We start from the raw sequence: 18,610 nt of genomic DNA, 5'->3' as shown, positions 1-18,610 counted from the left end.
TGCCGTTTCTATTATTTGTGATAAAAAAAAGTACTTAAAAATCACTATTCAGTTGTTCTATTTCTTTGTGTAAGTTTTCCAAGGTTATTTCTTTAAAATCGAATTCTATTTCAGGGTTTTCGGCTGTTTTAGTTTCTACACTTCCTAGATACAACTTCCCTAAATCTTTTTTAATAGCTATAAGCACTACATTTTCACCTTTAGGAACCATTTTAAAATCGAATGTATCACCAATTTTGTGGCTTGGTATAATGGACTGAATAGATCTGAAAATCATACTAATTCTGGCGTCACCAGCATTTTTAATTTTAAGTTTAAATGGTATGTTGGTTCTTCTAATAAACCGATCGCAATTAATCCAGCCTAATTTGGAAGTTCTTAAAATATAACCATTTAGTTCGTAGACCTTAACGCTTGCGGAGTTCTCGATTAATTTGTCTTCAAATCTTTTATTTACAATTGAATCTCGTCTTAGAGTTTCTTTTCGAGGCGTGCTTCCTGTAAGAGCAGATCGTTGATTGCTTTCGGCCTGAAAAACTAAGGGCAAAGAGTAGGGGACGATTACTGTTTTTCCTCTTTGTTTCCCGGGTGTCATTTTAGGCAATAAGGAGATAACTCTATTTGCTTCAATTTCTAATTCTGGATCAGCTGCTCTGGAGGTGATAGAAACGGGTCTGCCTTCTTGATTAATCCTAAAAATTGTATTAATTCTTTGTCTTCCTGTTAATCCCAAATTCATGGCGATTTCAGTGTTAAAGTTGGCCATAAAAAATTTACTAATGGCGACACTAGTGCATTTTTTGCTCGCCGAAGGTTCAAGATGTTCGCAACCAGGATATGCTGGAGGAATTTCAACAATCGAAAAGGGAACTTCTACCTGCTCTTCTTGCAAAATAACCTCAACGTTCACTGCGACTTCAGTGTTACTGTTATTTTGAACCGTCCAATTTATGTTCTCATTGTCCCATGCGCCAGAAAAAAGTTGCATTCCGTTCTTCTTGCTTGTAGTAGGAAATAAAATTTCAATAGTTGTATTTGGCGCCAAGTGTACAGGTGCGTTGTTCTGGTAGGCTTTTACGTTTAGCATGCCTCCGGTTTCTAAAAGTTTCCCATCAGACTGCGTAGATAAATGAGCTAATACCATATCTGAAAGCTTGTAATATTCTGTGACTTCTAAATCTATATTGCCTGTAACTATAGTGTTGTTTTTATCTAGAAAAGACCCTTTTTTTATTGTTAGTTTAGTGCCTTCTACACAAATTAGAGTCGTGTCTTTGTCTGCATTAAAAGTAATGGTTTGAAAAGGTTTCTCTGGTATTTTAACTTCAGCTATTTTAGTTTTTGCCGTCGGTTTTGCAACAGTTGTATTTGTTTGTTCTTGGGGTTCTGTGGTGATCTCTTCTTCCACAATTTTATGAGTGGTGGTTTTTAAAGGTGTGATCGGGTCTATTGAAGGTGTTGGTGTAACGACTTCTATAGTGCTGTTGTTCTTTTTTATAATCTCTGAATTATTGGCAGTAGTAATAAAAACATATACAGATGCAATAATTACCAATACTAGAGTCGTAAAACCAAAATATTTAAACCATTTGCGTCTCGTGTATGTTTTTTTGCCTGAAATAATTTCACCTTTTAGTTGTTGCCGTTTTATACCTTCTAAAATGGTTGTGTGTTCTTCAAACAAGCTTCTGAAATGCAAATCTGTTTTTAACCGCTCTTCAAAATCAAGTGTATCTTTTTTAGATAATGTTTTATTTAAATAACTATTGATGAACGCGATGTCTTTTATATGATTTTCCATGATGTCTCGAATTAAGATTGAAGGGATTGATTTGTTTTGTAGATGTCTTTAGCTTTGGTTAAGCATTTATACTTCTGGTTTTTTGCAATTTTTTCGGATTTAAATTGCATAACATGCGCGATGTCTTTAAAAGACATGGCTTTGTTATAAAACAGTTGTAACAGTTGCTGACATCGTTCTCCTAATTCGAGGAATGCACGCTCGGCACGTTGGTATTTTTGTTCTTCTAAAACACTATGAGCTTGTTCCTGTTCTAGTGTGTTTAAATTTTGTAGGGCTCCTTTGGTTATTTTTTTCTGAGCGTCTTTCCAAATAAATCGTGAGACCGAATATAAATAGGTATAAAAGGAAGACGTGAGTTTAAAATCTGACTTTTCGAGATTTCTATTTAAGATAATGAGCGCTTCTTGAAACACATCTAAAGCGTCTTGTTTCTGACCACCTTTAGATAGAATTAAAGCTTCTATTTTTGGATATAAGCCGTATAATTTGCTAAACGCTTTTTCGCGTTGACCTTTTTTAAAAAGTTCTAAAATATTTTTATCGTTCATAAAACGTATTTATTACTTAATGGTCAATTTGCTAAAAGGTCTCCTAGAAAATTTCAAGTAATTTACAAAAACAAACATGATTCTTATGCTTGCCATATATTTTAAAGTTATGATGTTCTGCGTTAGTGATTGCAGTGGCATCCTTTTTATGAGATGATAAGAATGCATTTTAATTGAAGCTTAAAGGTGCTTGGCATAAAAATGCTGAGGAAGGTTAATATTGAATAAAAAGATATAACGGAAAGCACGACCTTTAGGGAACGCCCGAAATAGTATAAATAAAAAATCCGTCCAAAAATTGAACGGATGTTTTTATAATATGAAGTGTCTATTTTTTAAACAACGCAGTAAAGTGTTTGTAGAACATTGGGATGGTTTCGATACCTTTTAGGTAGTTCCAAATTCCGAAATGTTCGTTTGGCGAGTGAATCGCGTCGCTGTCTAATCCGAAGCCCATTAAAATGGTTTTGCTTTGTAATTCGTCTTCGAAAAGCGATACAATAGGAATACTTCCTCCGCTACGTTGTGGGATTGGCGTTTGTCCAAACGTATCGGTATATGCTTTCGATGCCGCTTGGTAACCAATGCTGTCTATAGGCGTTACGTACCCTTGTCCGCCATGATGAGGTTTTACTTTTACGGTTACCGCTTCTGGAGCAATATTTTCAAAATGCTTTTGAAACAATTCTGTGATCTCTTTCCAATCTTGATTAGGTACTAAACGCATAGAGATTTTTGCAAATGCTTTACTTGCGATAACGGTTTTTGCACCTTCGCCGGTATAACCTCCCCAAATTCCGTTAACGTCTAACGTAGGACGAATAGAATTGCGTTCGTTGGTTGTGTAACCAGCTTCGCCGTAAACAGCGTCGATATCTAAAGCTTTCTTATAGTTGTCTAAATTAAAAGGCGCCTTAGCCATTTGTGCACGTTCTTCTGTCGATAATTCTTCAACTCTGTCGTAGAAACCAGGAATGGTAATGTGATTGTTTTCGTCGTGAAGAGACGCAATCATTTTGGTTAATATATTGATTGGGTTTGCAACAGCACCACCGTAAAGGCCAGAGTGTAAATCGCGATTTGGTCCGGTAACCTCAACTTCTACATAGCTCAATCCGCGTAATCCTGTCGTGATAGAAGGCACATCCTTCGCAATCATTCCCGTATCTGAAATTAGGATAACGTCGTTTTTAAGTTTCTCGTGATTGTTTTTTACAAAGGTTGCTAGGTTTACACTACCAACTTCTTCTTCACCTTCAATCATGAATTTTACGTTACATGGTAACTCATTGTTTTTGGTCATGAATTCCATTGCCTTTACATGCATATACATCTGACCTTTATCGTCGCAAGCACCACGCGCAAAAATAGCGCCTTCGGGATGTGTTTCGGTAGTTTTTATTACAGGTTCGAATGGTGGAGACGTCCAAAGTTCGATGGGATCTGCCGGTTGTACGTCGTAATGACCGTAAACAAGTACGGTTGGAAGCGATTTGTCGATAATTTTTTCACCATAAACAATTGGGTGTCCATCGGTTTTACAAATTTCTACGTGATCGCATCCTGCTTCTTCAAGACGTGTTTTAACGATCTCTGAAGTCTTTAATACGTCGTCTTTGTATGCTGAGTCAGCACTAACAGACGGTACTTTAAGTAGTTCGATAAGTTCGTTTATAAATCTATCCTTGTTGTTTTCGATGTAAGTCGAGATATTTTTCATGTGGAAATATTCTGTTTGATACAAAAATACAAAATTGTTGAATTTTTTTTCAAAAGTTGAATTGTTTATTGAAACTAATTTTTATATTTGCACACCTTATTGCGGGCGTGGTGGAATTGGTAGACACGCTAGACTTAGGATCTAGTGCAGCAATGTGTGGGAGTTCGAGTCTCCCCGCCCGCACAATAAGAGAAAGCCGACTATTTATAGTCGGCTTTTTTTTGTTTTATAATTTAGGGTTAATGGCCATATTTTACATCTTTGTGTGCCAATATTATCATTTGTATAGTTTTGGCTTCTTGCATAAAACGAATAAAATAAACTGAAGCTAAACAGTGTATAAAAACATTTTTCAAATCTGATTATTAATTTTTTATTTACTTTTAACATACACTAGCTTATGATTCTATCTTATTTTTATGAAGTGATATAATTTGAGCTCATAACTTTATACCCAATAACCAACCTAAAACCAATGAAGGATTACAAAAAACGTCTAGTAAGACCGAAAAATAAAATTGTAAGTGGTATGATGTATTTGTTACCCATATTTATTCTTTTTATTGTAATTGAAAAACTATGGTACAAAGTCAGTCATCTCGGAAAAATTGTTGTTCATAACCTGCACTTAGACGATTTTTTCGGAAAGTATTCCTTAACCATTACAACAGGTTTACTAATACTAATTATTTTCTATGTTTTTGGATATCTGGCAACCTTACCACGTTTTATGAAATTTTACGATTGGTTTGAAGGTATGTTGCTTGATGTTATTCCGGGATATAGTAAATATAAAACCGAGCTTGAGAATAAAATAAGTCCGAAACCAGATAATAGAACATCTGTGTTAATTAGTACACCAATGGGTGATAAACCAGGTCTTTTAATAGATGAAAAAACGAGCAATTCTGTGGTGTTTTTTCCGAGTACAACAAACGCTTTAGAAGGTGAAGTTTTGATCGTCGATAATAAAATGGTTAAGAAAATTGATATTGATGCAAAATCTCTACTTAGCATCATGAAAAAGCAAGGAAAAGGCTTGCCTATCGCTTAAAGTGGGTATGGCTATAGAAAATTTAGGTATTAAAAATGCAAAATAAAATAAAGAAGACGGTTTGTTGAGTTGTAGATAATCATGAAGAGATTCTCGACTCGGATCGAATACCATTTAAATTCTTAATCTTTTAATCTCTGTTCTAGATTGCCTGTAAAACAATAAAAAACGCCATGTTTTTTGAGGGCGTTCGAGCGGAGTCGAGAACATACAATGTTTTTTATTAATCAAATATAGATTCTGTCCTATAGACTATGTGTAGGCATAAAAACCAGGTTGTAGATTATTATGAAGAGGTTCTCTGGGCGACTCAAATACCGTTTAAATTCTCAAACTTTTAAGTTCTCGTCTAGATTGCATGTATAACAGTAAAAAACGCATGTTTTTTTAGGGTGTTCGAGCGGAGTCGAGAACATAAAGCTGTAGAATTATTTCTTTATTTCTCGATTAACCACATAATTTTAAAAACGCAACAATTAGGAATGATCCGTTTTTATAACGGATTAAAAACGACGCTCCGATTTAAGAAGTGTTAACAACTCTATTGATAAAATATCTGCACATATAATTTACATCTTGATTTCTTATTTATCTTTAACTTAGAAATTGGTTCTTAGTATACATCGCTAGTATACAGGGATTAAAAGGGAATTGGGTGGAAAACCTAAACTGTTCCCGCAGCTGTAAGCTCTCTAAAATGTTTTACATTCTTTTAGCCACTGTTTCAATATATTGAAATGGGAAGGCGTAAAACAGGAGCGAGTCAGAAGACCTGCCAAATTCAAAATCATGTCGAGCTTTCGGGAAAAAGGTGTATGGCATAGAATATTCTTATTAGAAATACTCTTAGCTTTTTGACGATTAACCTATCGATAGAACGGTCTGTTTATACCTGTTTGTCGACTAATTTAAAGAAGGATGTATTATTCAAACATTCAGATAGCACTTCAGGAAGTTCCTGGAGAAATTAGCATTTGTTTTAGCATTTGTGGTTGTAAACTACATTGTAAAGGCTGTCATTCTCCTATGCTATGGAAAGAGAAAAATGGCACGGAACTCACCTTAGAAACGTTTAAAAACACTCTAAAAAAGTATAAAGGGCTTGCAAGTTGTGTTTTGTTTATGGGCGGGGAATGGCACGAGGCAGAGCTTGTTAACTGTCTTCATTACGCTCGAAAACTAGACTATAAAACCTGTTTATATACAGGGGAAGATAATATTAGCGCAAATATATTACGAGAGCTTACTTGGATTAAAACAGGTAAGTGGATTTCGGAATTAGGAGGATTAGACGCTTTATCTACCAATCAGAAATTTACACACGTACAATCAAATTCGTTATTAAATCACTTATTTATTAAAAAACCATTAAGCCATGATTAGATTAACCCAAGAACAAGTCAATAAAAAAATCAATTTCATTAGTAATTATATCAACGCGTCTAATGCCGCCGATGGCTCTAAAATGGATGCCAATGCTAATGTGTCTTCTAAAAATATAGCCACTATGGAAGCCGAATTGAATAAAGACATAAATATTCAGGTAAACAGGCAATTGGTGAAAAATAAAATAGCAGACTTATTTGGAGACGATTTAGCGAACGAATATGTTAGACAAATAGAATCTCATGAAATATATGTGCATGACGAAACCTCTTTAAAACCGTACTGTGCTTCTATAAGTATGTATCCGTTTTTGTTTGATGGATTAACAAAATTAGGAGGGGAAAGTAAAGCTCCACAACATTTAGAAAGTTTTTGTGGCGAGTTTGTAAATCTTGTTTTTGCAGTGAGCTCTCAATTTGCAGGTGCTTTGGCAACGGTAGAGTTTTTGTTGTATTTCGATTATTTTGCACGTAAAGATTTTGGTGCAGATTATGTAAATACAAATACTAAAACCATCGAAAATCATTTACAACATGTTGTATATGCTATAAATCAGCCTGCTGCCGCTAGAGGGTATCAGTCAGTATTCTGGAATATTTCTTTATACGACGAAAAATATTTTGAAAGCTTATTCGGTGAATTTGTATTTCCAGATATGAGCAAACCAGAACTTGAAAGCTTAAATAAATTACAACAATTTTTTATGACGTGGTTTAATGCCGAACGCGAAAAAGCAGTATTGACTTTTCCTGTGGTTACCGCGGCCATGTTGGTAAAGGATGGAAAACCTGTAGATCATGATTTTGCAGACATGTGTGCTTCAGAATTAAGTGAGGGAAACTCGTTTTTTATCTATCAGTCTGAAAGTGCCGATAGTTTAGCGTCTTGTTGCCGGTTAAGAAATGAAATTAGTGATAACACCTTTAGTTATTCGCTTGGGGCAGGCGGAGTATCTACCGGATCTATAAATGTGATTACGTTAAACATGAATCGCTTGGTGCAAAAGGGAGATGATTTAAAAATTGTAATTCAGAAAATTCAGAAATATCAGGTGGCTTATAGAAGCTTGATCGAAGAATATAAAAATGCAGGCATGCTACCTGTTTATAATTCAGGTTTTATCGCTTTGGAAAAACAGTTTTTAACCATTGGAATTAATGGTATGGTGGAAGCTGCAGAAAGTTTAGGTATAAACGCAGAGAATAACGAGACCTATAAATCGTTTGTGTCTACAAATCTTAAAATTATTTATGATGCGAATAAAGAAGCCAAAAAAGAATTCGGATATATGTTTAATACCGAATTTGTCCCTGCTGAAAATTTAGGTGTTAAAAACGCAAAATGGGATAAGGAAGATGGTTTGTTTTCTCCTCGCGAGTGTTATAATTCCTATTTCTATGCTGTTGAAGATACTTCTGTAAATACTTTAGATAAAATCATGTTGCACGGCGACGATATTATTAAGTATTTAGATGGTGGTTCTGCGTTGCATTTAAATTTAGAAGAAGCTCCGAATAAAGATGGATTCTTAAAACTGATTCATGCGACAGCTATGGCTGGGTGTAATTATTTTTGTTTTAATGTGAAAATTACAATCTGTAATACGTGTAATAATATTGATAAGAAAACACTTCAGAAATGCAGTTCATGTGGCTCTAAGGATGTCGATTATGGGACGCGAGTTATTGGGTATTTAAAGCGTGTTTCAAACTTTAGTTCTGCAAGACAACAAGAAGCAGACTTAAGATTTTACCATTTAAATTAATAAAGCGCATGATCACATAAATCATATTTTGATTTATAAAAAGGGTTTATGTGATCATGTTTTATTATTTGCTTTTAATGAGTTCTAGGCGTCGTACATATCAGATAAATAGTTTACATAAGCTTAATATAGATGATGCTTGATAACTTGTTAACTTTGAAAAAAGTTAATATGTATGAGTCAACAAGCTGAGCTTGATTTCGATATTGTTTTTAACACCTATTGGAGTGGGCTGTATATTTATGCATTTAATATTTTAAAAAATAGTTCAACTTCCGAAGATATTGTTCAAGATGTCTTTCTTGATTACTGGAAAAGATCGTATTCCACCGATATTTCTCATGTAAAAGCATACTTATACCAGGCGGTAAAATATCAATGTGCTAATGAATTAAAAAAGCGAAAAATTACATCTGTAGATTTAGAGCACATTGAATCTTTATTTTTGCACGACGATCTTCCCGCAGATTTTAATTATGATGAAAAAACGCTAAGCCTCATTACTACAATTATTGATCAAAAATTACCTTTAAAATGTAAGGAGATTTTTAAACTTCGATATTATGAAGATATTGGTCCAAAAGAAATTGCAAGTCGTTTAAATATATCGGTAAGTACAGTGGAAAATCAAATCTACAAAGCACTAAGAATATTAAGATCAAACTCCGATCTTAATTTAAAAATTTCGATGCTAATCTTAATTCATCATTACTCAATACTACATTAAAGTTAATTCAGAGTTAAAGACTTTAAGCAATCGTTAAGCATTAAAAATAGCGTAGGTGTAATTCTAAAAATAGGTACTTAGTAATAAACCGAGTACTTATGACCGAATACGAATTTAATGATTTACTTAATCGTTACACTAAAAATAAAACTACCGAGAGAGAATCTTTTGTCGTAGAAAGCTACCTAGATAGTTTTCAAAAAGAAGGCCTAAGTCAGGACAATATTAAGTTTAATTTAGAGGTAAAGAATAGAATCTATTCAGCTATTTTAAAAGATAAGAAAAAAGTAAACTTTTTTAATTTTAGAAATATAGCCGCTGCTGTTTTATTATGTATTGCTACTTCTGTCCTTTTTTATAATATTCAGGCTGAACCCGAACTTATACAAGTCATTGCCGAGAGAGGCGAGCAAACAAAAGTGCTTTTAACAGATTCTTCTGTGGTGTACTTAAATTCCGGAAGTACGTTAAAGTACCCGAAAGCTTTTGCCAAAAATGCTAGAGAAGTTATTCTAGAAGGAGAAGCCTTTTTTAAAGTAAAATCCAATCCCGAAAAACCATTTATAGTCACATCTCATGCATTTGAAACAAAGGTTCTAGGAACTGAATTTGTCGTGTCCAATTACAAAAATGTTACACCTTCTGTTACCGTTAGTTCTGGTAAAGTAAAAGTGACCAATAACAGCAATCCTAAAAATATGCTGACTCTAATTAAAAATGAAAGAGTAAAACTTTCAAAACACACGAACGGTTTAATTAAAGAATCTGTTCAGGCCAGAGATTACACTACTTGGATAGAGGGCGCCTTAGTTTTTAATCAGGCGAATTTGGCAGAAGTGGTTAATATGCTAAATCAGAAATACGATAAGAGCATAAAAATCACATCCAAAACGTACTCCGAATGTACCATTAGTGGGACTTATAAGAATAAATCTCTAGAAGATATTCTGGAGAGTTTACATTTTATTTATGATATAGAATTTAAGTATCTAGATAATCAGCATATAGAAGCTATAGCTAAACCTTGTAAATAATAAAGCCTATGTAAAAATAAGACCTAAAAAAAGCCCGATAAGGAGTGCAATCCGTATCGAGCAGTAGTAAAAAACTAATCTGTAAAAATTAATTTAATATCAAATATATTCAAAATATGTATTTTGTTTCAAAAAAAAGTATAAAACGATCGCAATTCGGAATTGTTCTGTTATTGTTTTGTTGTTTTCAAATGTCAAATGCAATACCATTATTCCCCAATTATTTAAACCAAACAAAGGTTGTGTTAAATATACAAGACGCAACGATTATTGAAGTTTTCGAGTCTATAGAAAGCCAAACGTCTTTAAATTTTATATTTCCTGATGAGGTAAGAGACATTAAAAAAACCGTTTCGTATACTAATAGAATCACCAATGTTTCTGATGTTTTAGAACAACTAGTAGTTCAGATGAATATAGGCTATAGTATTTCTAATAATACCGTTTCTGTTAGAATTAAAAAACAAAATGAATTAGAAACACCTTTTTTGAGTAGAGGTTTAGTTACCGACGAAAACAATCTGCCTATTCCGGGAGTCGATGTATTATTAAAAGGAACGGAAACGGGGACTATATCAGATTTCGATGGAAAATTTGAACTGGAAATAAATTCAGTTAACGATATACTGGTTTTTACTCATATCGGTTACAATAAAAAAGAACTTAAAGCATCATCGTATATTCAGGTTCAAATGGTCGAGAATATCACTGGTCTAGATGAGATTCTTGTTATTGGTTATGGTGAGCAGAAAAAAAGAGATGTTACTGGAGCTGTCGCTTCGGTTAACGAAAAAGATTTTTCAGAAATTCCGGTATCAAACCCCTTAAGTGCAATTAAAGGAAAAGTTGCAGGAGTCGATGTTTTTAACTCTAGTAACGAACCTGGTAGTTCTGTTAGTATTAGTATCCGTGGGGACAACTCAATAGGGGCGAATAATAATCCGTTAATTGTGTTAGATGGTATTCCTTTAAATACAGGGTTCGACGATATTAACCCGAATGATATTGCTTCAATGGAAGTTCTTAAAGATGCTTCTGCAACTGCTATTTATGGCTCTAGAGCATCTAATGGTGTTATTTTAATTACAACCAAACGTGGTAAGTCAGGGGAAACCAGCACAACGTTTAGTACGTATTATGGGATTACAACGCCTATAAATAGTTTGGATTTAATGAATGGAGAAGAGTTTGCACAGTTAAGAAGAGAAGCAAACCGAACTGTAACCGCAAATGGTAGTTATCCTGACGATGAAGACATTTTTGATAATATCGCATTAGCATCGATAGAGAAAGGTACAGATACAGATTGGCAAGATTTTATTTACCATCCGGGGAATAAAGAAAATTATCAGTTATCGATAACTGGAGGAAAAGAAAATACGCAATTCGCTACATCTTTAAACTTTTATCAAGAAAGCGGAGTTGTGGATAATGCCGATTATCAAAGAGGTTCAATCAGAATTAATTTAGATCATAAAGTAAATGCATTCAAAGTCGGCGTATCGTCTTTCTTAAGTCGTTCTAAACAAAATGTGGTTCAGAACGATTTGTATGATAACGTTTTAAGATTAAGTCCGCTTGGGATTGCTTATAACGACGATGGTTCTATACGTTACAGGCCTACAAATGATGAAAGCCAAAGAGTAAATCCATTATCGGATTTAGCGAATTCTTTAGATGAAAGATATGTCACTCATGTTTTTGCAAGTATTTATGGAGAATATAAATTTGATGATCATTTAAGTTATAGGTTAAATATAGGTCCAGATTTAGAAATTGGAAACCGGGGATATTTTTATGGCAGTGAGACCACAAATAATCAGGGCGGTTTATCTTCTGCGGGAATAAGCGATTCTGATACCTTTTCGTTTACTATTGAAAATATTTTGAACTACTCGAATACGTTTGGTGAGAAACATCAGTTTAGTGCTACTGCAGTTCAAAGTTTTCAAACACAAACTTCCAAAACAAATTACAGCAATGTTAAAAATTTACCTTACGATTCTCAAGGCTATCACAATTTAGCCACTGCAGGAGAAGTATCTAGTGTAGGTAGTAATTATAAAGATTGGGATTTAGTGTCTTTTACGGGTAGAATTAACTATCAATACGACGATAGATATCTTTTTACTGCTACAGCAAGAGCCGATGGATCTTCAAGATTTTCCGAGGGTAATAAATGGGGCTTTTTCCCATCTGCGGCATTAGCTTGGAGAGTATCGGAAGAAGCGTTTTTTGATAATGTTTCAAAGAATGTGATTTCCGATTTAAAATTTAGAGTAAGTTATGGTGAAACAGGTAATACAGGTATCGATCCGTATCAAACCTTTAGTGTTTTAGAAAAAAAGCAATACATGTTTGGCGATAATGGCGTGATTGGTTTTATTCCTAATTCTGTGTCTAATCCTAATTTAACCTGGGAAACAACTAAACAGTTTAATGTTGGTTTAGATTTTCAGTTTTGGAAACAGAGATTAAGTGGTTCTGTAAATTATTATATAGCAAATACAGACGACCTTTTATTACCGCGTAGTTTACCTTCTAGTTCAGGATTCTCTACCATACTTGAAAACATTGGTTCTACTCAAAATAAAGGAATTGAAGCAAGCCTATCTATAAATAATATAATAAGTACTGCAAACTTTAATTGGAATATAGATTTAAACGTTTCTAAAAACACCAATAAAATTACCGAGTTATATGGCGATGGTACAGACGATGTAGGAAATGAATGGTTTTTAGGTAATCCTATTAATGTGTTCTACGATTATAATAAGTTAGGTATTTGGCAATTAGATGAAGCTGAACTTGCAGTAAGTTATGGTTTCGAACCTGGGCAAATTAAAGTGCAAGATGTAAATGAGGATGGTGTTATTAACGCCGATGATCGTATGGTTTTGGGATCGTCTACTCCAGATTGGATCGGAGGTTTAACCAATAGATTATACTACAAAGGATTTGGGTTTTCATTTGTTTTATATACGAGACAGAATGTTAAAACCTATTCGGAATGGTATGGTAATAATAACAGGTTAGCAGGACGGTATAATAATTTAGATGTGGATTATTGGACGCCAGAAAACCCGACAAACGAAAACCCTAGACCTAATGTGAGTCAAGAAAGTGTTTATCTAGGCTCTACTTTAGCTTATAAAGACGTGAGTTTTGTACGTGTACGTAACATTGTATTGAGCTACGCTTTACCAAGTCCTGTATTAGAAAAATTAAAAATTAAAGAATTAACCTTTAATGTTACTGCCGATAATCCTTTCACTTTTACATCTTATAATGGTTTAGATCCAGAGTTTGAATCTAATGGTGAAAGAGCCTTATACCCTTCTGTTAAAACCCTTTCAATGGGATTAAATTTAACCTTTTAACTTACTTAAAATGAAAAAAGAATATAAAAACCTCGTGTTACTAACTTTCGGTTTGTTATTATTTACAACCTCTTGTAGCTTAGAAGAAGAGCCTGTTTCTGAAGCAACTCCCGATGTTATCTATAAATCGGTAACAGGGATAGAAAATGGAGTTAATGGGACTTACTCTCTTTTAAGAGATATCTATGGATCTCAAACAGGATTTACGCTTACCACGTTTGGTACAGATCTTTTTAGACATGGAAAAGATGGTAGCTATAAAGCCATGGATATGTATACTTCAGAACTTAATTCATCCATGAGTTATATAAATAATCTTTGGACAGATTGTTATTTAGGAATTAATGCTGCCAATACCGTTTTAGAACGCATAGATGCCGTTGCAGGTTTATCTGAAGCTAAAAAAACCACTTTTAAAGCGGAAGTTCGATTTTTAAGAGCACATTACTACTATTGGTTAACGCTTCAATTTGGAGATGTTGTTTTAAAGCAAACAGAAACGAAAGGTGTAGAAACTGATGGTGTTAGAACGTCTAAAGAAATTATTTGGGAATTTATGAAGGCAGATACCGAATTTGCAATTAACAATTTGGATTGGACATCTTCAGAACTAGGTCGGGTGACTAAAGGTGCAGCGCTTCATCAATTAGTGAAAATTAATTTATTAATGAAAGATTATGCCGCTGCCAAAAACAACGGAATTGAACTTATAGAACAAGGACCTTACCAATTATTAAATACCTATTCAGATGTATTTGAATATACTAATCAAGTCAATAGCGAGATTATCTTTTCTGTCCAATACGGTACAGATCCATTAAGCAACGGAAGTGGTAATCAAGGGCATTTGTTTTTTACTCCCGCCTACGATCAATTCCCCGGTTTAAGCCGAGATGTTACTCAGGGAGGGAGACCATATACAAGATTTAGACCAACAGATTTTTTTAGAAATTTATTTGAAGAGAATGACACTCGTTTCGATGAAACCTTTAGATATACTTGGACCTATAACAATGCAGAATCAATACCCGATGGTATGGCAATAGGAGATACTGTAATATGGGAAGCAGAAGACGGGACGTACTCTAAAATAGCACCAAATATAGATAAAATGCACTGGGGTATGAAAAAACATGATGATCCCACACGAGCGAGTTTTCAGGATCAAGCTGGATTTCGAGACTTTTTTGTGAGTCGTTTATCGGATACCTATTTGTTGGTTTCTGAAGCTTTATTTTACCAAGGCAAACAAGCCGAAGCCGCGACATATATTAATAAGGTTAGACAACGTGCAGCGAAACCAGATACCCAATTAATTTCTATAACCGCAAGTGATGTAACACTTGATTTTATTTTAGACGAAAGAGCTAGAGAATTAGGTGGAGAAGCCATGCGTTGGATGGATTTAGTTAGAACAGGTAAACTAGAAGAACGTGTAAAAAATTATAACCCAAATGGATCTAAAAACATTAAAAATTATCATGTTTTAAGACCGATACCTCAAGCCCAAATAGATTTAAGTGACGTCGAATTTCCACAAAATACAGGATACTAAAATGAAAAAAAATATATTTTTATTGTTAGCTATAACAGTTATAAGCTTAACAAGTTATGCGCAAAGTACAAAGTTAGATCGTTTAATTGCAAACTACGAAAATCAAGATTATGTTATGGCCGTTGCTCATAGAGCAGTTCATGATAAATATCCAGAAAATTCTGTTGAAGCTATAAATGAAGCGATCAGGATAGGCGTCGACATTGTCGAAATAGATGTTAGAGAAACTAAAGATGGGAAATTAATTATTATGCACGATAGTAGTATCGATCGATCTACTAATGGTACCGGTCTTGTTAAAGATTTAGAATGGAAAGATTTAAAGAACTTAAGACTAAAAATAGATGATAGTATTACAGATCAAAAAATTCTGACTTTAGCAGAAGTGTTTCAGTTTACCAAAGGGAAAATATTCTTAGATCTAGATTTTAAATCTTTGTCAGAACGTGGTGCTAAGACTGCTTTCAAACTCATTGAAAAGTATCAAGTAGAAAAAGAGGTTATTTTTTATTTGTATGACTACACAAAAGCCCCAAAAATTCACGCTATAAATCCTAATGTCAAAATTATGCCAAGAGCGTATTCTGCCGAAGATGTAGAAAATATCTTGAAATACGATTACATCACAGTCATCCAAGTAGACGATAGATTCTATAAAGATAGCTTGTTAAAAAAGGCATTCGATAAAGGTATGCGCGTTTGGGTAAATGCCTTAGGAGATTATGACGATATGGAAACCATTGAAAAATACTCTGGCTTTGAAAAGTGCTTTGATAAGAAATATATTAATGTAATTCAAACAGATCATCCTCAGCAACTTTTAGATTATTTGAATATGAAAGGTTATAGAAATTAATTTTTTTGTTTTGTTATTTGATTAGGACTCTATGGGCACTTAATTGTTTGTAGAGTTCTTTTAATCAAATTGTTTCAGTGAAATTCTTTTTATAAAATATTGATTTTTAAGTAATAATAAATAATATGAAAACAATTGGATTACTTTTTATAGTCGTGTTGGTTTTTACGTCGTGTAAAGTAAAGTCTAAAACAAATACTTTTGACCACACAGAAGGGCATGGACATTCTCATTATTCATCGTTGTCTCATGTGCCGGCTCATAAATTAATTTTTCCGTCTAAAGCACCAGACCGAATTATCCTTAATTTAACTGAAGATCCGCATCATAGTGTGGCAATAAATTGGCGAACAGATCAAGACATAGACACGGCCTATGTGGAAATCGCAGAAGAAACGCATGGACCAGATTTTTTGCTAAATAATAATGTCACCCGAGTTTCTGCAAAGACAGAATTTTTGGATTTAGAAAATGTTCGAGATAAAGAGCCTGTAGTTAAGGCGGCGTTTCATTCAGCTATACTTAAAGACTTAAAACCGGGAACTACTTATGTATATCGCGTGGGCGATGGCCAAGCAAACAATGATACTTGGAGTGAATGGTTTCAAATTAAAATGCCTTCTAAAAATAAAGAGGATGCCTTCAGTTTTATTTATTTTGGAGATGCACAAAACGATGTGAAATCTATGTGGTCTAGAGTGATTCGTAAGTCTTATAAAATGTTGCCAGACGTAGACTTTATGTTACATGCAGGAGATCTAATTAATCATAGCGAATCCGATCGTGAGTGGGGAGAATGGTTCTATGCCGGAAGTTTTATTCATGCGACTGTGCCAAGTATTATGACTCCGGGAAATCATGAATATGATAAAATGAAGGATAGATCTAAATTATCTAGCCTATGGCGACCTCAATTTAATTTACCGCAAAACGGACCTTTAGAGGCACTAAATGAAACCTGTTATACACTCGATTATCAGAATCTAAAACTCATATCTTTAGACTCTCAAAGTTTTAATAATGATGAGACGTCTAGAAATGCGCAAGTAAAATGGTTAGACTCGGTTTTACAATCTAATACTAAAAAATGGGTCGCCATTACAATGCATCATCCTATTTTTTCTACGGCTAAAGGGCTAGACAATATCGCTTTAAGAGAAGCTATAAAACCTTTAATAGATAAGTATAAAGTGGATTTGGTGCTTCAAGGACATGATCATACCTATGCAAGAGGATACGATTCAAACGAAACATCTGGAAAAACAATTGTAGAAGATGCAGGAGCAATTTATGCGGTTTCTGTAAGTGGACCAAAAATGTATGAATCTCAGGATCAAAGTTGGATGGTTAAACGTGGGGAGTTTACTCAGCTATTTCAAATTATTACAATAGATAATGATACTTTAAAATACAACTCATATACCACGATGGGAAGCTTGTATGATAGTTTTCGTTTAATTAAAGAAAACGGGAGTAATACTTTAATTAATAATTCAGAATTAAATGAATTTACACGTTTTAAAAAGGATTTTATAAAGGAATAGACGTGGTGAAATTAAGGGTATGCTTATTAAGATCTAAGAGAATTGTGTTGTATTAAATAGAACGGTTAACAACTTAAAATTATTACAGATTCGCATTTAATGTCTTATTTGTGCCTGCTGAAAATTTAAACGTTAAAAATAAAATTTATAGAAAGGCTAGTTATATATCTTTCTGATTACAGCTAATAAATTTGCTAGGTGTAAGACCAAATTTCTTTTTGAAAGCGGTTGAAAAATGCTGCGCATTTTTATAGCCAATTATTTCAGATACATCCCCAATCGATATGTTGTTTTCTATTAATAAGTTTCGAGCTTTGTGCATTTTTAAATCTGATATATAGCCAAAAACGGTGTTTCCAAAAGTAGCTTTAAATCCTTTTTTTAATGCAAATTCGTTAGTTCCGAATTTCTTACATAAGAATTCTAAGGTCATGGGTTGTGTAAAACTATGGTCTAAAAATTCTTTAATTTTAATAATTTTTTTGGTATCGCAGATGTGTGCCTCTTTTTGAGTGCCTTGATTAAACGTATCTAGTTGTAGTAGTAGCAATTCAAAGACTAGCGCATTCATATTAATTTTTCTATAAAACCCCTTACGTTTGGAGTTCAATATATTATCAATAATTAAATGCATTTTCGGACTTATTTGAGCATTTTGTTTTTCAAGTGTTCTGGTTTTGTGAAGTTTGATCTGCTTTCTGAAATTTTCGAACTTATGATCTTCAGGTAAAAATTGATTGAAAAAGTTTACTGTAAAATTAATACGAACAATTGAAACGGTATTATCTGTGATCTCTATAGCATCTTTTGCACTTGTATAATGAAATATATTATGCTCGTTGGTTTCGAAATGATTGGTGTATAATGGGGTATTAATATTCATGCTTAAAGACCCTTCTAGAATAAAAATCATTCCAATCGTTTCTTGATTAGAATTGAATCTTATTCTTCTTTTATCGGCACCATTTAAAACGCCATATCCAATTTTAAAGTTATCAAAAATTTGCTCTTTATACCATCCGTTAAAGGATCTATGTATAAATGATGTATAAAAATCTTGGGTGCCACATTCATCTATCTCAGCTATATCAGGATCTTTATCGAAAATGGTTTCATTATTATTTTCAATTATTATACTATCTATCATTACGCCGGTTTACACATTTTTCAATTCAGCTTTCAGTCAATTTTTTCCAAAAGTATATTATTTAAATTTAATCTAAATAAAAACAGAGCA

The 18,610-nt window shown here is 33.6% G+C and carries 13 protein-coding genes, 1 tRNA gene and 1 riboswitch; of the genes, 10 read left to right on the top strand and 4 right to left on the bottom strand.

Translation table 11 applies throughout. The features are described 5' to 3' along the window. Window positions 1-34: 34 nt before the first annotated feature. From ACFFVB_RS00915 to ACFFVB_RS00905, 3 genes are all read right to left on the bottom strand, one after another. Window positions 35-1,801 carry a hypothetical protein gene (locus tag ACFFVB_RS00915; protein ID WP_382380228.1) on the bottom strand — a complete coding sequence of 589 codons (1,767 nt, stop codon included), beginning with the start codon at window positions 1,799-1,801 and terminating at the stop codon, window positions 35-37. Window positions 1,802-1,812: 11 nt separating this feature from the next. Beyond that, entirely contained in the window at window positions 1,813-2,352 is a 540-nt protein-coding gene (locus ACFFVB_RS00910) for an RNA polymerase sigma factor (protein ID WP_382380226.1), read from the bottom strand. 328 nt (window positions 2,353-2,680) lie between these two features. Continuing rightward, window positions 2,681-4,072 (bottom strand): dipeptidase, encoded by a 1,392-nt coding sequence (locus ACFFVB_RS00905; protein ID WP_382380224.1) that lies wholly within the window; start codon window positions 4,070-4,072, stop codon window positions 2,681-2,683. Between the two features lie 101 nt (window positions 4,073-4,173). On the opposite strand from ACFFVB_RS00905, the gene ACFFVB_RS00900 reads away from it, so the two are divergent. The 10 genes from ACFFVB_RS00900 to ACFFVB_RS00855 all read left to right on the top strand — a co-directional run bounded on the left by ACFFVB_RS00900 (window position 4,174) and on the right by ACFFVB_RS00855 (window position 17,373). Next, window positions 4,174-4,255 (top strand) — tRNA-Leu (locus ACFFVB_RS00900). Between the two features lie 292 nt (window positions 4,256-4,547). Further along, window positions 4,548-5,126, top strand: a complete 579-nt coding sequence (locus ACFFVB_RS00895) for a DUF502 domain-containing protein (protein ID WP_382380222.1) — start codon at window positions 4,548-4,550, stop codon at window positions 5,124-5,126. Window positions 5,127-5,716: 590 nt separating this feature from the next. Beyond that, a riboswitch (cobalamin riboswitch) is annotated at window positions 5,717-5,920 on the top strand. A gap of 124 nt (window positions 5,921-6,044) precedes the next feature. Then, window positions 6,045-6,509, top strand: a complete 465-nt coding sequence (gene nrdG / locus ACFFVB_RS00890; RefSeq protein ID WP_382380220.1) for an anaerobic ribonucleoside-triphosphate reductase activating protein — start codon at window positions 6,045-6,047, stop codon at window positions 6,507-6,509. Further along, a complete protein-coding gene (gene nrdD, locus ACFFVB_RS00885; protein ID WP_382380218.1) occupies window positions 6,502-8,277 on the top strand; it encodes an anaerobic ribonucleoside-triphosphate reductase in 1,776 nt (591 codons plus the stop codon). The genes nrdG and nrdD overlap by 8 nt, the downstream gene beginning before the upstream one ends. A gap of 175 nt (window positions 8,278-8,452) precedes the next feature. Continuing rightward, window positions 8,453-9,004, top strand: a complete 552-nt coding sequence (locus ACFFVB_RS00880) for an RNA polymerase sigma factor (protein ID WP_382380217.1) — start codon at window positions 8,453-8,455, stop codon at window positions 9,002-9,004. A 98-nt stretch (window positions 9,005-9,102) separates the two neighbouring features. After that, a complete protein-coding gene (locus ACFFVB_RS00875) occupies window positions 9,103-10,038 on the top strand; it encodes a FecR family protein (RefSeq protein WP_382380215.1) in 936 nt (311 codons plus the stop codon). Between the two features lie 242 nt (window positions 10,039-10,280). Then, on the top strand, window positions 10,281-13,418 hold the full coding sequence (locus ACFFVB_RS00870; RefSeq protein ID WP_382380213.1) for a SusC/RagA family TonB-linked outer membrane protein: 3,138 nt from the start codon (window positions 10,281-10,283) through the stop codon (window positions 13,416-13,418). Between the two features lie 10 nt (window positions 13,419-13,428). After that, window positions 13,429-14,973 (top strand): RagB/SusD family nutrient uptake outer membrane protein, encoded by a 1,545-nt coding sequence (locus tag ACFFVB_RS00865; protein WP_382380211.1) that lies wholly within the window; start codon window positions 13,429-13,431, stop codon window positions 14,971-14,973. Between the two features lies 1 nt (window position 14,974). Beyond that, window positions 14,975-15,829, top strand: a complete 855-nt coding sequence (locus tag ACFFVB_RS00860) for a glycerophosphodiester phosphodiesterase family protein (protein ID WP_382380209.1) — start codon at window positions 14,975-14,977, stop codon at window positions 15,827-15,829. A 125-nt stretch (window positions 15,830-15,954) separates the two neighbouring features. Beyond that, window positions 15,955-17,373, top strand: a complete 1,419-nt coding sequence (locus tag ACFFVB_RS00855) for a purple acid phosphatase family protein (protein ID WP_382380207.1) — start codon at window positions 15,955-15,957, stop codon at window positions 17,371-17,373. 160 nt (window positions 17,374-17,533) lie between these two features. Here the strand turns inward: ACFFVB_RS00855 and ACFFVB_RS00850 are convergent, their stop codons facing one another. After that, window positions 17,534-18,520: a helix-turn-helix transcriptional regulator gene (locus tag ACFFVB_RS00850; RefSeq protein ID WP_382380205.1), complete on the bottom strand. Its 987-nt coding sequence runs from the start codon at window positions 18,518-18,520 to the stop codon at window positions 17,534-17,536. Window positions 18,521-18,610: the final 90 nt, after the last annotated feature.

Source organism: Formosa undariae, assembly GCF_042427615.1.
Lineage (GTDB): Bacteria > Bacteroidota > Bacteroidia > Flavobacteriales > Flavobacteriaceae > Formosa > Formosa undariae.
This window is presented reverse-complemented; position numbering and strand designations above follow the sequence as displayed.

Coding starts and splice junctions, on each gene's coding strand:
- ACFFVB_RS00915 (WP_382380228.1), bottom strand. CDS start 1,801: ATGGAAAATCATATAAAAGACATCGCGTTCATCAATAGTTATTTAAAT.
- ACFFVB_RS00910 (WP_382380226.1), bottom strand. CDS start 2,352: ATGAACGATAAAAATATTTTAGAACTTTTTAAAAAAGGTCAACGCGAA.
- ACFFVB_RS00905 (WP_382380224.1), bottom strand. CDS start 4,072: ATGAAAAATATCTCGACTTACATCGAAAACAACAAGGATAGATTTATA.
- ACFFVB_RS00895 (WP_382380222.1), top strand. CDS start 4,548: ATGAAGGATTACAAAAAACGTCTAGTAAGACCGAAAAATAAAATTGTA.
- nrdG (WP_382380220.1), top strand. CDS start 6,045: ATGTATTATTCAAACATTCAGATAGCACTTCAGGAAGTTCCTGGAGAA.
- nrdD (WP_382380218.1), top strand. CDS start 6,502: ATGATTAGATTAACCCAAGAACAAGTCAATAAAAAAATCAATTTCATT.
- ACFFVB_RS00880 (WP_382380217.1), top strand. CDS start 8,453: ATGAGTCAACAAGCTGAGCTTGATTTCGATATTGTTTTTAACACCTAT.
- ACFFVB_RS00875 (WP_382380215.1), top strand. CDS start 9,103: ATGACCGAATACGAATTTAATGATTTACTTAATCGTTACACTAAAAAT.
- ACFFVB_RS00865 (WP_382380211.1), top strand. CDS start 13,429: ATGAAAAAAGAATATAAAAACCTCGTGTTACTAACTTTCGGTTTGTTA.
- ACFFVB_RS00860 (WP_382380209.1), top strand. CDS start 14,975: ATGAAAAAAAATATATTTTTATTGTTAGCTATAACAGTTATAAGCTTA.
- ACFFVB_RS00855 (WP_382380207.1), top strand. CDS start 15,955: ATGAAAACAATTGGATTACTTTTTATAGTCGTGTTGGTTTTTACGTCG.
- ACFFVB_RS00850 (WP_382380205.1), bottom strand. CDS start 18,520: ATGATAGATAGTATAATAATTGAAAATAATAATGAAACCATTTTCGAT.